16 protein-coding genes are annotated in these 14,006 nt (G+C 44.1%); 14 read left to right on the forward strand and 2 right to left on the reverse strand.

Annotated elements, in window-relative coordinates; genetic code table 11:
* Positions 1 to 50 precede the first annotated feature (50 nt).
* The 5 genes from nhaA (at position 51) to EXU30_RS20925 (ending at position 3,514) form a co-directional block, all read left to right on the forward strand.
* On the forward strand, positions 51 to 1,223 hold the full coding sequence (nhaA, locus tag EXU30_RS15380; protein ID WP_130601487.1) for a Na+/H+ antiporter NhaA: 1,173 nt from the start codon (positions 51 to 53) through the stop codon (positions 1,221 to 1,223).
* Positions 1,224 to 1,238: 15 nt separating this feature from the next.
* Complete coding sequence (locus EXU30_RS15385; protein ID WP_130601489.1) at positions 1,239 to 1,631, forward strand: hypothetical protein; 393 nt, start codon at positions 1,239 to 1,241, stop codon at positions 1,629 to 1,631.
* A 125-nt stretch (positions 1,632 to 1,756) separates the two neighbouring features.
* On the forward strand, positions 1,757 to 2,692 hold the full coding sequence (gene nhaR / locus EXU30_RS15390) for a transcriptional activator NhaR (RefSeq protein ID WP_130601491.1): 936 nt from the start codon (positions 1,757 to 1,759) through the stop codon (positions 2,690 to 2,692).
* A 59-nt stretch (positions 2,693 to 2,751) separates the two neighbouring features.
* Positions 2,752 to 3,000, forward strand: coding sequence for an FAD assembly factor SdhE (locus EXU30_RS15395; RefSeq protein ID WP_130601493.1), 249 nt, complete (start codon positions 2,752 to 2,754; stop codon positions 2,998 to 3,000).
* A gap of 97 nt (positions 3,001 to 3,097) precedes the next feature.
* Complete coding sequence (locus EXU30_RS20925; RefSeq protein WP_423213385.1) at positions 3,098 to 3,514, forward strand: protein YgfX; 417 nt, start codon at positions 3,098 to 3,100, stop codon at positions 3,512 to 3,514.
* Positions 3,515 to 3,528: 14 nt separating this feature from the next.
* Here the strand turns inward: EXU30_RS20925 and nadB are convergent, their stop codons facing one another.
* Together nadB and EXU30_RS15405 are read right to left on the reverse strand one after the other, a co-directional pair.
* Positions 3,529 to 5,142 carry an L-aspartate oxidase gene (gene nadB / locus EXU30_RS15400; protein ID WP_130601495.1) on the reverse strand — a complete coding sequence of 538 codons (1,614 nt, stop codon included), beginning with the start codon at positions 5,140 to 5,142 and terminating at the stop codon, positions 3,529 to 3,531.
* Positions 5,143 to 5,207: 65 nt separating this feature from the next.
* Complete coding sequence (locus tag EXU30_RS15405; protein ID WP_130601497.1) at positions 5,208 to 5,492, reverse strand: hypothetical protein; 285 nt, start codon at positions 5,490 to 5,492, stop codon at positions 5,208 to 5,210.
* A gap of 150 nt (positions 5,493 to 5,642) precedes the next feature.
* On the opposite strand from EXU30_RS15405, the gene rpoE reads away from it, so the two are divergent.
* The 9 genes from rpoE to recO all read left to right on the forward strand — a co-directional run bounded on the left by rpoE (position 5,643) and on the right by recO (position 14,006).
* Positions 5,643 to 6,221, forward strand: coding sequence for an RNA polymerase sigma factor RpoE (gene rpoE / locus EXU30_RS15410; protein WP_130601499.1), 579 nt, complete (start codon positions 5,643 to 5,645; stop codon positions 6,219 to 6,221).
* A 50-nt stretch (positions 6,222 to 6,271) separates the two neighbouring features.
* Positions 6,272 to 6,862 (forward strand): sigma-E factor negative regulatory protein, encoded by a 591-nt coding sequence (locus tag EXU30_RS15415; RefSeq protein WP_130601501.1) that lies wholly within the window; start codon positions 6,272 to 6,274, stop codon positions 6,860 to 6,862.
* 38 nt (positions 6,863 to 6,900) lie between these two features.
* A complete protein-coding gene (locus EXU30_RS15420; RefSeq protein ID WP_130601503.1) occupies positions 6,901 to 7,833 on the forward strand; it encodes a MucB/RseB C-terminal domain-containing protein in 933 nt (310 codons plus the stop codon).
* 138 nt (positions 7,834 to 7,971) lie between these two features.
* Positions 7,972 to 8,514 carry a SoxR reducing system RseC family protein gene (locus EXU30_RS15425; RefSeq protein ID WP_210147184.1) on the forward strand — a complete coding sequence of 181 codons (543 nt, stop codon included), beginning with the start codon at positions 7,972 to 7,974 and terminating at the stop codon, positions 8,512 to 8,514.
* Positions 8,515 to 8,638: 124 nt separating this feature from the next.
* Positions 8,639 to 10,429, forward strand: a complete 1,791-nt coding sequence (lepA, locus tag EXU30_RS15430) for a translation elongation factor 4 (protein ID WP_130601505.1) — start codon at positions 8,639 to 8,641, stop codon at positions 10,427 to 10,429.
* 196 nt (positions 10,430 to 10,625) lie between these two features.
* On the forward strand, positions 10,626 to 11,540 hold the full coding sequence (lepB, locus tag EXU30_RS15435) for a signal peptidase I (protein WP_130601507.1): 915 nt from the start codon (positions 10,626 to 10,628) through the stop codon (positions 11,538 to 11,540).
* Positions 11,540 to 12,220, forward strand: coding sequence for a ribonuclease III (rnc, locus tag EXU30_RS15440; RefSeq protein WP_130601509.1), 681 nt, complete (start codon positions 11,540 to 11,542; stop codon positions 12,218 to 12,220). Before lepB ends, rnc begins: the two co-directional genes overlap by 1 nt.
* 74 nt (positions 12,221 to 12,294) lie before the next feature.
* Positions 12,295 to 13,290, forward strand: a complete 996-nt coding sequence (gene era / locus EXU30_RS15445; protein WP_165399079.1) for a GTPase Era — start codon at positions 12,295 to 12,297, stop codon at positions 13,288 to 13,290.
* A 29-nt stretch (positions 13,291 to 13,319) separates the two neighbouring features.
* Positions 13,320 to 14,006, forward strand: coding sequence for a DNA repair protein RecO (recO, locus tag EXU30_RS15450; RefSeq protein WP_130603540.1), 687 nt, complete (start codon positions 13,320 to 13,322; stop codon positions 14,004 to 14,006).

Genomic DNA, 14,006 nt, shown 5'->3' on the forward strand with positions numbered 1-14,006 from the left:
AATTTTGTTTGTCGTATAACCTTGCTCGCAGAATGAATTTGGAGTGATTTATGGAAAAGGCAATTAAGAACTTCCTCAGCCAAGAGTCGGCTGGGGGAATTTTGTTAATGGGAGCAGTTGTACTAGCGATGATCTTCGCTAACTCTCCGATTGCAGGGTTATATGAGGGGTTGTTAAGCACAGAAGTTCAGGTGCGCGTAGGCTCGCTAGACATCGACAAGCCGTTATTATTATGGATTAACGATGGTTTAATGGCGCTATTCTTCTTGCTTATTGGTTTAGAAGTTAAGAGAGAGTTGTTAGAAGGTGCACTATCTAGCCGCTCTAAAGCATCGCTACCGACGTTTGCTGCGGTAGGTGGTATGGTGTTCCCAGCCGCGTTTTACTTGATTTTTAACATGAGTAATCCTGAAACTCAGGTTGGCTGGGCTATTCCTGCGGCAACTGATATTGCGTTTGCACTTGGTATCATGGCGTTGTTGGGTAATCGCGTACCTGTGGCGCTAAAGGTATTCTTGTTGGCGCTGGCGATTATAGATGACCTTGGTGTTATCGTGATTATTGCCCTGTTTTATAGTGCAGAGCTATCAATGGTCAGCCTAATAGTGGCAGGTATTTCGATTGCACTGATGGTTGGTCTCAACCGAAAAGGCGTAAGCTCATTAATTCCATATGGTTTACTTGGCGTGATTTTATGGATTGCCGTACTTAAGTCTGGCGTGCACGCAACCTTAGCTGGTGTGATTATTGCGTTCTGTATTCCACTGCGTGCAAAAGATGGCTCGTCTCCATCAGAGCATTTAGAGCACAGCTTGCACCCGTGGAGTACCTTTTTGATTCTACCGGTATTCGCATTTGCTAACGCGGGACTATCGCTATCAGGTATGACAATGGCGTCATTTGTTGAGCCAATCACTATCGGCATTATTCTTGGCCTAGTTTTAGGTAAGCCTGTAGGCGTGCTATTAATGAGTTGGTTAGCTGTGAAGATGAAGTGGGCTGAGCTGCCACAAGGTGTTACGTGGGGGCAAATTGCACCGGTAGCGGTTATGTGTGGTATCGGTTTTACTATGTCAGTGTTTATTTCATCACTAGCGTTTGAGACGGCTCCTGCTGCATTTGGCGACTATGCGAGGCTGGGTATTTTAACTGGCTCATTAGTTGCTGCACTGATTGGTTATTTCTGGTTAGATAAGGTGTTACCTAAGCAAGCAAGAAAATAACAAAAGGAGTGTGTTATGAAGACGATTAATCTGACACTTATAAGCTTGGCTTTAGTGGCTGTATCGAGCCAAGTTTGTGCCCAGGAAATAGCACAATGTAAGCAAGATGCGAAGAGCGCTTTGTGCCAACAATATTTGAAAGGGGTTGTTGATGGTGCTTTGATGTTTAAAGTTGATGCATCTGCCGCGCAAAAGATTAACGCTAATGACTATGAGTCACGAGCATTAAAGTACCGCGCAGGTAAACGTCATAAGATAGCGAGTCAGCACTATTGTGAAAGTAAAAAGGCGGATAAAGGTGAGATGGTATCTGCGTTGACTGAACAAGTAGCAATGAACAATGTTAACAATGTCGAAGATCTAGAGATTGTAATCACCAGTTTGATGGATTGTCGTCTAGGAAACTAAAAGCTTGTTAAAAATTTATAAAAGCGCACTTAGGTGCGCTTTTTCATTTGGTGCACGCACCACTTAGTCTAGAGCTCGTTTAACTTTATGATATGGTTAGGCAGGTTTGAGTAGTTGAGACGGATATGCAGCATTTAAATTACAACCATCTTTATTATTTTTGGATGGTCAAACGCAAAGGCTCTGTGGTTAAAGCCGCTGAAGCTTTGTGTTTAACACCACAAACAATTACAGGGCAAATTCGCGCCTTAGAAGAGCGTCTTAAGGGCAGTTTATTTAAGCGGGTTGGTCGCAGCCTTGAAGCTACTGACTTAGGAGAACTGGTTTTTCGCTACGCCGACAAGATGTTTAACTTAAGTTATGAAATGCTTGATGTGCTTAATTATCAAAAAGATGCCTCAATCTTGTTTGAAGTGGGCATTGCTGATGCGCTGTCAAAGGCATTAGCAAGCCGAGTGTTGTTGAGCGTGATCCCTAATGATGGCTCAATGCATTTAGCTTGCTATGAAGCGACCCACGAGAGTTTATTGGGGCGACTGCGTGAACATAAGTTAGACATGATTTTATCCGATTGTGCTGGCGCCTCACTTAAATACACAGATATTTTGTCGAAAAAACTGGGAGAGTGTGGCATTAGTTTCTTTTCATCAACCCCTATTGAAGCTCCTTTCCCTGCGTGCTTAGAGCAAGAAAAATTGCTTATTCCAGGTAAGACGACCTCGCTTGGACAGCAGCTACATAGATGGTTTGCAGATAAAAACCTTAATGTGAGCGTTTTAGGTGAATTTGATGACGCGGCTATGATGAAAGCGTTTGGCTTTTTTCGTAAGGGAATTTTTGTGGCGCCGTCGATTTATCGCCATGATATACTTGCCCAAGGAATGCACCTTGTGGGGGAAACGCTTGATGTGCGTGAGGAATATCATGTGATGTTCGCAGAGCGTATGATCCAGCACCCTGCGGTAAAAAGATTGCTTGAGACTGATTTTAGCGACTTATTTGCTGGTTGCGACAAACAAGTACAGGCAGTTTGGCACAGAGGGTCACTATTAGGTGAGTAATTAAAGACTGCAAGCCTATAGCAAGCGTAAAGTTAACAATAACAAAAAAGGAGTTCCCGTTGGAATTAATGAATATTGCCAGAGTTCGATGGGCTTGCCGTCGTGGTATGTTAGAGCTAGATGTTCTATTCCAGCCATTTGTAGAAAACGTTTATCCTGAGCTTTCTGATGAAGATAAGCAGACTTTTATTCGTTTATTAGAGTGTGAAGATCCCGAGCTGTTCGCCTGGTTTATGGGCCATGAGCAGTGCCCTGATGCAGCGCTTGCTGAAATGGTTGTGAAGGTTCGTGGACGTAACACGCCATAACCAAAGCGACACGCGTCATAACCCAAACCATAGTCGGAGCAGTCAATTTGCGCCTAATTCTCAAGTGGGGCATTTTCAATTAAGTGCCTCATTTTTAATGCGCTTTTGTGCCATTAGCTTGTTTACCTTTCTGGTTGTTTGTCTATCCCTCACACTTTGGATGCTACATTCACCAATTCAGCAACACTTCTCTCATTTCCATTTAGTCAATTTTAGCTACCTTTATTTGGGTTTGAGCCTGGTGATTATAACCTTGGTTACATGTTTTGGAGGCGTTGTGATACGCAGCTTGTGGTTTTGGCGACTTAGACTTAGTTTGTACGCTAATGGCTCAGTAAAACTTGACGGTGATGATTATCAGTTAATAGGTAAACGTTGGTTATCGCCTATGTTAGTAGTGTTTGCTGTTAGATTGGCAAACGAAGAAGCGATTAGGCAAGTTGTGGTTTGGCAGGATATGCTCAGCGACACAAATTATCGGCATCTGTGTCGCTGGTTGAATCGATATGGTTAATTTAGTTGTTTTGATCAACGCTCTGGGTTTAGCACTGTTGGCTGAGGGCTAGACTCTTGCTCTGGGTAATCTAGATTGTAGTGCAATCCGCGACTTTCTTTACGCTGCATAGCACTGCGAATAATCAACTCAGCAACTTGCACCAGGTTACGCAGCTCAAGCAGGTTGTTGCTGACGCGGAAGTTAGAATAATACTCCTGAATTTCCTGTTGAAGCATCATACAGCGGCGCAGTGCTCGTTCTAGGCGTTTATCGGTTCTAACAATCCCTACGTAATCCCACATGAATAATCTAAGCTCATGCCAGTTATGGGCGATAACCACTTCTTCATCAGAGTCACTTACCTGACTTTCATCCCAACTAGGTAACTCTGGGTAGGCAGTAATTTTATGAAGCTGACTCTCAATATCTTGTGATGCCGCGCGAGCAAACACTAAGCACTCAAGCAATGAATTGCTGGCGAGTCGGTTAGCGCCATGCAAACCTGTATAGGCGACTTCACCAATGGCATAGAGACCATTAATGTCAGTTTGACCGTGCAGATCTGTCATTACGCCGCCACAGGTATAGTGAGCAGCAGGCACGACAGGAATAGGGTCTGTGGTGATATCAATACCCAGTTTCAAACAACGTTCATGGATGGTTGGGAAGTGTTTGATGATAAATTCAGGATCTTTATGGCTAATATCAAGATATAGGCAATCTGCACCCAAGCGCTTCATTTCAAAGTCGATTGCTCGTGCTACGACATCACGTGGGGCAAGCTCAGCGCGCTCGTCAAATTCAGGCATAAAGCGGGTGCCATCAGGGCGGCGAAGATACGCACCTTCACCTCTTAGTGCTTCGGTAAGCAAGAAGTTTTTGGCATCAGCATGATATAAGCAGGTTGGGTGGAATTGATTAAACTCCATGTTGGCGACACGGCATCCTGCGCGCCACGCCATTGCGATGCCATCACCGCTAGCGATATCAGGATTAGAGGTATATTGATAAACCTTTGAGCTGCCGCCAGTTGCTAACGCGACGAATTTAGCTGCAACGGTTTCAACGTGTTCTTCATTACGGTTCCACACATAAGCGCCAAGTACGCGGTTACCAGGGCGGTTTAGTTTACGTGTGGTGATTAAATCAATAGCATTGTAGCGCTCAAGCACTTTAATATTTGGGTGATTTAGCGCTTGTTGTTGCAGTGTCATCTGCACCGCTTTGCCTGTGGCATCGGCTGAATGGAAAATACGTCTATGGCTGTGACCACCCTCGCGAGTAAGGTGATACGGCGCAGGCGATTCGTCACCGTCTGTCGCTTCAACTCGGTCAAAATCAACACCGCAATTAATTAACCATTGCATAGAAGCTTTTGCGTTTTCAGCCGTATATGTGACCACTTGTTTATCACATAAACCCGCTCCAGCGATTAGGGTGTCATTTACGTGGGATTCAATGGTGTCATCTTCATCAAACACTGAGGCTATGCCGCCTTGAGCGTAGAATGTAGATCCTTCGGCAAGCGGGCCTTTGGAAAGAAGAATGACTTGGTGTTTTTCAGCTAGATGCAGGGCTAAAGTTAGTCCGGCTGCGCCGCTACCAATGACTAAAATGTCAGCTTGATGTTCAACTGCTTGTTTCATCAGGTATCATAGAAGTATTAATCGTCCGTTAATGGTAAAACAAAACGACTTTTAAAGGTATACAATCAGGTGATATTGTGAGACACAATCGCAGATAATCCCGGCGCTGAAAAGGGTGTAGCATTTTTGATGTAAGCGTTAGCCCATGAATCAGTTACTAGAAAAGGGCATTTCTCTTGCTCAATGTATTTCCCATTGACTCTTTCATTCGCTTTAATTTCAGGTTTTTTCTGGTTGTTGTTTTTAGCCTTTTTATAAAAAGGTATTAAACGAGCAAGCAGTGCTAAAGAAGCAGACTTAAAAGAAAAAGAGGCCTTAGAGATACCATCATAAAATGCTGCAGGTCTCATTTATCATGCTTGGTTAGCACAAAATAAAAAATTTTTAATATTTTTTCGAACTTTTTTCACACAGCTGAGTCTATTTATGTGAACGCTAATAGTGAACGTGATTCGAGCGACATAAAGATCAGTGATCAGATTTAGGAGTAGTCGGCTCGGATGAGTGGACAATATAGTGACCAACAATTAGTTGAGAAAGTACAGCAAGGCGATAAAAACGCGTTCAACCTGTTAGTTCTAAAGTACCAAAACAAGGTGATGAGTTTGATTTCTCGGTATGTGAGAAACCAAGCGGATGTGTCAGATGTGACGCAGGAAGCATTCATCAAGGCGTATCGTGCTTTAGCTAATTTTAGAGGTGATAGTGCTTTTTATACCTGGCTATACCGAATAGCAGTGAACACTGCTAAGAACCATCTAACATCGCAAGGGCGTAAAGCACCTGCAAACGATGTCGATGTAGAAGACGCAGAATTTTACGATGGTAATGACGCACTTAAAGAGTTCGCATCACCAGAGCGAGTGTTACTAAAGGACGAAATGAGCAGCGTGATTTTTTCGACCTTAGAAACACTACCTGAAGAATTGAAAATGGCCATTACGTTACGTGAACTTGATGGTATGAGTTATGAAGATATTGCTAACGTAATGGAGTGCCCTGTAGGCACTGTACGTTCGCGAATTTTTAGAGCACGTGAAGCCATTGATAAACAGCTGCAACCTTTACTTGAAAGATAGTAGTTGTAGTTAACAACGTAAATTAGCCTGAAATAACCATAGGGTAAATAATGCTTAAGACGAATCAAGAGTGGATTTCTGAAGTTGTAGACGGCGAAGCCGATGAGCAAGCAATTGCGGCGCTCGCTTCAGATCCTGACACACATGAGCAATGGCAACGTTATCACATGATTGGCGATGCAATGCGCGGTGAGTTACCTGAAAAAATTGATTTAGACTTAACTGCAAATATCTTTGCAGCTATTGAGCAAGAGCCAACAATCGTTGCACCTCAAGCTAGTGCACCTGAGCAACCAAGTGTTGAGCAAGTAGCGACTAAACCAAACAATGTAGTGTCACTTTTTAAGCAGTTTGGTCAATATGCCATTGCTGCAAGTGTTGCATTAGTTGCCATCATTGGTGTGCAAAACTATCAAACACCAGCAGATGCTGAGTCACCTCTGCCTGTATTAAACACTCGCCCGCTAGTGGGTAGTGTATCGCCAGTAAGCTTACAAACTGGTCCAGTACAAAGTGTAGCTGAGCAGCAAAATGAGAATATGATGGAGCAGCGTCGCCGCGTTAATGCTTACATTCAAGATCATATGCTACAGCAACGTTTAAACCCAAGTGTTGTTAACTCAGCGCAGGATAAGCAATAATTAGATAAATTCGTTTATCGCATCATCAAGGAGTTAGCTTGCGCGTTTTCCTGCTAGCACTGCTATTCATCTCTTGTTCTTCATTGGCAAATGAAGATATTCCCGCAAAAGCATGGCTCGACAAAATGAGCCATGCCCTGCAAGAGCAACAATTCAAAGCATCAATTATTCAGCTGCAATCCAACCATATTCGCCCTTTGGTGTATATCCACGGCATAGTTGAAGATAAACCTGTGGCATTTCTTGAATACCTTAATGGTCCGCCTAAAAATGCCGTACGAGTAGAAGATCAAGTAACCTTTATTGAACACGACCAGCCGCCTTATAGTGTGCGCTCACCGCGTATCCAAGGGGTTTGGCCAATGGCGTTGGCGGCAAGTCCTGAGCGGCTTGCTCAAGGCTACGAGTTTGTCCTTGGGGGTCGCAGTCGTATTGCAGGGCGACCAGGGCAAATGATCCGTTTAATTGCTAAAGATGACTATCGTTATGATGCTCAGGTTTGGGTCGATATGGCGACCTACTTACCACTGCGTTTTGATATTGTTAATCGTGATAAGCAATTGCTAGAGCAAATGATGGTAATTGAGCTTATTGAGCTTGATGAGCCTGCAAGTATTCTAGTTGAAGCCTATAAGCAAGAATGGCCGCCAGTAATGAATTTGGCTGAGCGTAATCAAGCGCAAAATTGGCAATTTAACTGGCTGCCACAAGGCTTTGAAATGTTGGTTAAAGACAATCATCGCTTAATTGGTTCGCAAGAGCAGGTTGAATATATTGCATTGAGTGACGGGCTTACTAATGTGTCAGTGTACGTTACGCTAGCAAAGGAAAGTCCCATGCCTGAAGAGCTAGTGACCCGCAACGGCTTATCTATGGTGACAGAGGTTGTCGGGAATGCTGAAGTAGTTGTGGTAGGTAAAATGCCTGCTGAATCACTGCAAAAAATCGCTCGTAGTCTTGTGTTGCAATAGAAAGTTATTATAAAAACTTGCTCTAAAATATAGTCACTACAATCAAAACCGCATCCAACTCTGATGCGGTTTTTGTTTATCTATGCAGCATATCTAATGTAAAATCACTCTTAACCTTGCCACTGTCTACCAGTTTATATGAGCGATAACCAGCCACACCTTGATAAATTAAAGCAACCCACTCAGCCGTCACAGCCGGGCTGTGATGATGTTGCTGTGATGGAGGAGCTTGCCCATGTGCTGGCTTATCAAAATGGCTGGGCTCAAGTTGAAGTGCAAATTAAAAGTGCATGTAACCACTGCTCAAACCAAGACAACTGCGGCACATCAACCATAGCTAAAGCATTTTCGGTTAAAACCCAGCAGTTTTCTATCGCATCTAAGCAGCCATGTCAGCCCGGTGACATGCTAAAAATTGCCTTACCAGAGAGCGTAGTGATTAAGTCGGCAGCGCTGGTCTACTTGCTGCCATTATTTGGTTTACTCGGCTTTGGTTTGCTTGGTCAATTTTTGGCGCAATTAGCTCAGTTTAACCCTGATGTAGCCGCCATGTTGTTTGGTTTTGCTGGTGGCTTTATTAGTTGGCTAGGGGCTAAACGTATTGCTAAGCGTGTTGAAGCTCATGCTCAACCCGTTATCGTGCAGTATTTAGGGCAAAGACTCAGCACACCCACAGCCTAATCTCGTTTATTCACGGGCACTCAATGCTCGCAAAGTGTGAATCTGATTGGTATTCGTTTAGTGATCAGGTACAATTTGCAACCTTGTCTATTAATCACAATAAGTAGTTATTCACAGCAGCAGAATGAAACACATTAGAAACTTTTCAATTATCGCCCATATCGACCATGGTAAATCTACCTTATCCGATCGTCTTATTCAGGTATGTGGCGGTTTATCAGACCGTGAAATGGCTGCGCAAGTTCTTGATTCAATGGATCTTGAACGTGAGCGTGGTATTACCATTAAAGCGCAAAGTGTGACACTTGATTACCATGCGAAAGACGGTAATACCTACCAGTTAAACTTTATTGATACTCCAGGTCACGTTGACTTTTCTTATGAGGTTTCTCGCTCACTGGCTGCCTGTGAAGGTGCATTACTTGTTGTTGATGCTGGTCAAGGCGTAGAAGCGCAAACGCTAGCTAACTGTTATACAGCATTAGAGATGGACTTAGATGTGGTACCGGTTTTAAACAAAATCGACCTGCCACAAGCTGAGCCTGAACGTGTTGCTGCTGAAATTGAAGACATTGTTGGTATTGATGCAATGGACGCGGTGCGCTGCTCTGCCAAAACCGGTATCGGTGTTGACGATGTGTTGGAAGAAATTGTAGCTAAAATCCCTGCCCCAGAAGGTGATGAGGACGCGCCGCTACAAGCTTTGATTATTGACTCTTGGTTTGACTCATATCTAGGTGTTGTCTCACTTGTGCGTATTAAGCACGGCGTGCTGAAAAAAGGCGAGAAATTTAAGGTTATGTCTACAGGTCAAAGCTACAGTGCTGACCGTGTGGGTATTTTTACCCCTAAACAAACCGATACACCTGAACTACGCGCTGGCGAAGTAGGTTTTGTGATTTCTGGTATTAAAGAAATTCACGGCGCACCTGTAGGTGATACCTTAACCCACGCGAAAAATGGCGCTGAAGAGCCGCTGCCGGGCTTCCAAAAGGTAACGCCACAGGTATACGCGGGCGTATTCCCTATTTCGACTGATGATTACGAAAGTTTCCGTGAAGCGCTTAACAAATTAAGCCTTAACGATGCATCATTATTCTTCGAGCCAGAAACCTCTGGCGCACTAGGCTTTGGTTTCCGCGTTGGTTACCTTGGTCTGTTGCACATGGAGATCATTCAAGAGCGTCTAGAGCGTGAGTACAACCTTGATTTGATCACCACTGCACCAACGGTAGTGTATGAAGTAATGATGACCAATGGTGAAGTGGTGTATGTCGATAACCCATCAGACTTGCCGCCACTGAACAATATTGAAGAGCTTCGTGAGCCGATTGTAGAAGCTAATATCTTGGTGCCTAAAGAGTACCTAGGTAATGTTATTACCTTGTGTGTTGAGAAACGTGGTGTACAAACCAACATGGTTTATCACGGCAACCAAGTGGCAATTACATATCACCTGCCAATGGCTGAAGTGGTAATGGACTTCTTCGATCGCTTGAAATCAACCAGTCGTGGTTATGCTTCACTTGAGTATAACTTCATCCGCTTTGAAGAAGCTGACATGGTGCGTTTAGATATCTTAATTAATGGCGACCGTGTTGATGCATTGGCGATGATTATTCACCGCAGTAACATTCGTCACCGAGGTCTAGCACTAGTTGAAAAGATGAAAGAGCTTATTCCAAGACAGATGTTTGATATTGCGGTTCAAGCAGCTGTTGGCAGCCAAATTATTGCGCGTTCTACCATTAAAGCACTACGTAAAGACGTAACTGCTAAGTGTTACGGTGGTGACGTATCGCGTAAGAAGAAACTGCTAGCTAAGCAGAAAGAAGGTAAAAAACGCATGAAGTCTGTAGGTAATGTTGAAGTACCTCAAGAAGCCTTCCTTGCGGTATTGAAACTGAATGATTAAGAGAAATTAATTGTTGAGTATTCAATGTGATAACGCCGCATATTGCGGCGTTGTCGTTATTAAGGTATTGATAGCAATATAATGTAACACTCAATTGCTGGGGTATCAGACAAGCTGCTGCATACTAAAGCAACTAAGCAGGGGCGTGTGCCCATACATACCTTGTATTTAATTACACCTTGGAGTTAAACCAGCAATGGCAGCCCATTTTTCGTTAATTCTTGTTTTGGTTACTGTGATCAGCGGCCTGATTTGGCTTGTTGATGTTATCTTTTTTGCACCAAAACGTCGTGAAAATCTAGAAATCGCTCAGGCAAGTGGTGCAACCCTGTCAGAAGAAGAAATTGACAAAATCACTCGTGAACCTGTAGTTGTTGAAACCGCACACGCGATTTTCCCCGTTATCGCCTTTGTAATGATTTTGCGCTCATTCATTTATGAACCGTTTCAAATCCCATCAGGGTCGATGAAACCAACCTTACTTGTTGGTGATTTTATTCTGGTAGAAAAGTTTAGCTATGGCCTGCGCGACCCAATTTGGCGCACTAAGCTGGTTGAAACGGGTGAGCCTGAACGTGGTGACACATTCGTGTTCAAGTACCCAGAAAATCCAAGCATTGACTATATTAAACGTGTTGTTGGCCTTCCGGGCGACAAAGTGGTTTATCGTAACAAGCAGCTGTGGATTAAGCCTGCATGTGATGACAGCGGCAACTGCCCTGAAATGCAGCGCGTTGAGCTGACCAAAGTAAATGAAGGTGAGTTTACTCAACAAGGTCGCCCACTGGTGCGCTTAACTGAGCAGTTAGGCGACGTTGAGCATGACATTTTAATTAACCCTGCAAAGCCTGATTATCGCCAGCATTTCTACCAGCAGCCAGGGCTTAGCAATACCGAGTTTTACGTGCCAGAAGGTCACTACTTTGCTGTGGGCGATAACCGCGATAACAGTACTGATAGCCGTTTTTGGGGCTTTGTGCCAGAGGCTAACCTAGTAGGTAAAGCCGTGGCAATTTGGATTAGTTTTGAGTTTGAACGTACAGAAGATGATTGGTTACCAACTTGGGTACCAACAGGTGTGCGCTTTGAACGTGTAGGTGGCATTGTTTAATGGAACCAATTAAGAATTTATCGAGATTAAGTCGTACCCTTGGGTATGGGTTTTCTAATATCGATTTATTAAAGCAAGCGTTAACCCATCGCAGTGCTTCGAACAAGCACAATGAGCGCCTAGAGTTTTTAGGCGATGCTATATTGCAGGTAGTTATTTCAGATGCGCTTTATCATCAGTTCCCTAAAGTCACAGAAGGCGACTTGAGCCGCATGCGCTCAACCTTAGTGAAAGGCGAAACCCTCACTGAAATCGCTAAAGAGTTTAACTTGGGTGATTACCTATTTTTAGGGCCTGGTGAGCTTAAAAGTGGTGGCTTCCGCCGAGAATCAATTCTAGCTGATGCAGTTGAAGCTGTGATTGGTGCCATGTACCTAGATGCTGATATTGATACCTGCCGCAAGTTATTACTGAATTGGTACAAAAAGCGCTTGCAAGAGATCAAGCCTGGGGTAAATCAAAAAGACCCTAAGACTTTGCTGCAAGAGCATTTGCAAGGATTTAAAAAGCCGCTGCCTGAGTATCAGGTAGTGAACGTACAAGGTGAGGCCCATAACCAAACCTTTACCGTAGAGTGTCGAGTACAAGAGTTAGATGGTGCTGTGACAGGGATTGCCAGTTCGCGTCGTAAAGCAGAGCAGTTAGCTGCTGCGCAAGTATTGGAGAAAATCAAGTCATGAGCAAGCAAGATAGCAAGCATCTAGAACATCAGAATCAAGACGACACTTTTGGGCATGAACAGCATCAACAAGACATGTCGGCTGAAGCTGAGCATGTAGGCCAAGAGCCTAGCCTTGATGAGCTGTTGGCGCAAATGAACAGTGCTCGTCCAGCAGCTGGCGCTGACTATGAAACTACCCATTGCGGTATGGTTGCCATTGTTGGTCGCCCAAATGTGGGTAAATCAACTTTGCTTAACAAACTGCTTGGGCAAAAAATCAGTATCACTTCGAAAAAGCCACAAACGACTCGCCATCGTATTATGGGTATTCATAGTGATGGCCCTAAGCAAATTGTGTTTGTGGATACACCAGGCCTGCATATTGAAGAAAAGCGCGCCATTAACCGCTTGATGAACCGCGCCGCTGCTAGCTCGCTCGCTGATGTGTCTATGGTCATTTTTGTTGTTGATGGCATGAACTGGACTGAAGATGATGAGATGGTGCTAAAGAAGCTATCTCACCGTAATGATGACCGTAAAATTGTGTTGGCAATCAACAAGGTAGATGAAATTAAGGATAAAGAAGCCTTATTCCCGCACCTAGAAAAGCTTGGTAATAAGTTTGATTTTGATGAAATCTTGCCAATTTCAGCAAGCAAAGGTACCAATGTGCAGCGCATTTTAGATTTGGCGCAAGCCTCATTGCCTGAAGGGCCGTTTTACTTCCCAGAAGATTACGTTACTGATCGCTCGCAGCGTTTTATGGCCTCTGAGATCGTTCGCGAAAAGCTAATGCGCTTTTTAGGTGACGAGCTGCCATACGATGCCACGGTTGAAATCGAGCAATTTAAGATGATGGAAAATGGCGTTTATCAAATCAATGCACTCGTGTTGGTAGAGCGTAAAGGCCAAAAGCGCATGGTGATTGGTAACAAGGGCGAGCGTATTCGCACTATTGCCACACAAGCCCGCCTTGATATGGAAGAGCTGTTTGACAACAAGGTCTTCTTAGAGGTGTGGGTTAAAGTTAAATCTGGCTGGGCAGATGATGAGCGCGCCCTAAGAAGTCTTGGCTATGGTGAAGACTAGCCAGGCTTTATTGAGTAAATAAGTCGATGATGCAACGCGCTTATGTGCTACATCATCGACCGTTTCGTGAGTCGAGCGTTATCGTTAATCTATTGGTTGATGGTGTCGGCCGTGTCGATGCCATTACCCGCATTGGCAGTAAAAAACGCTCGATTAAAAGCATCTTGCAGCCATTCCAACCTCTGTTAGTTCAATTCTTATATCAGCCTAAATCTTCTCAATCCAGCCTTAGAACCATCACCCAAATTGAGTCTGCCTCACTGCCGCTGCCGTTAGCTGGCAATGCACTTTATTCTGGCATGTACCTCAATGAGCTGCTGGTTAGGCTTATTCAGGTAGAGCATCAGGCTGATACCTTGTTTGTGGCGTATCATCAAACCTTGATGAAGCTTGCCAGTGAGTTTGATGCCAATTTACTGCGCTATTTTGAAAAGCAGCTATTAAATGAGCTTGGCGCAATGCCGCAGCTTGAATATGACAGCCAAGGTGACAATATCTCACCCGAGTGCTTTTATCGCTATTTGGATGAAACAGGCTTTATGCCTATCGCAGCGAAAAGTAAGCAAAGCTTTAAGGGAAACATGCTTTTGGCTTTAGCTGCAGATGAGCTTAATAATGAACAGCAAAACAGCGCTAAAGGCTTAATGCGCGGATTACTTGCGCCCTTGCTTGGTGATAAACCACTGCTGAGTCGCAAGCTATTTGTCAGGTCGTAG

Source organism: Shewanella maritima (assembly GCF_004295345.1).
Taxonomy (GTDB): Bacteria; Pseudomonadota; Gammaproteobacteria; order Enterobacterales; family Shewanellaceae; genus Shewanella; species Shewanella maritima.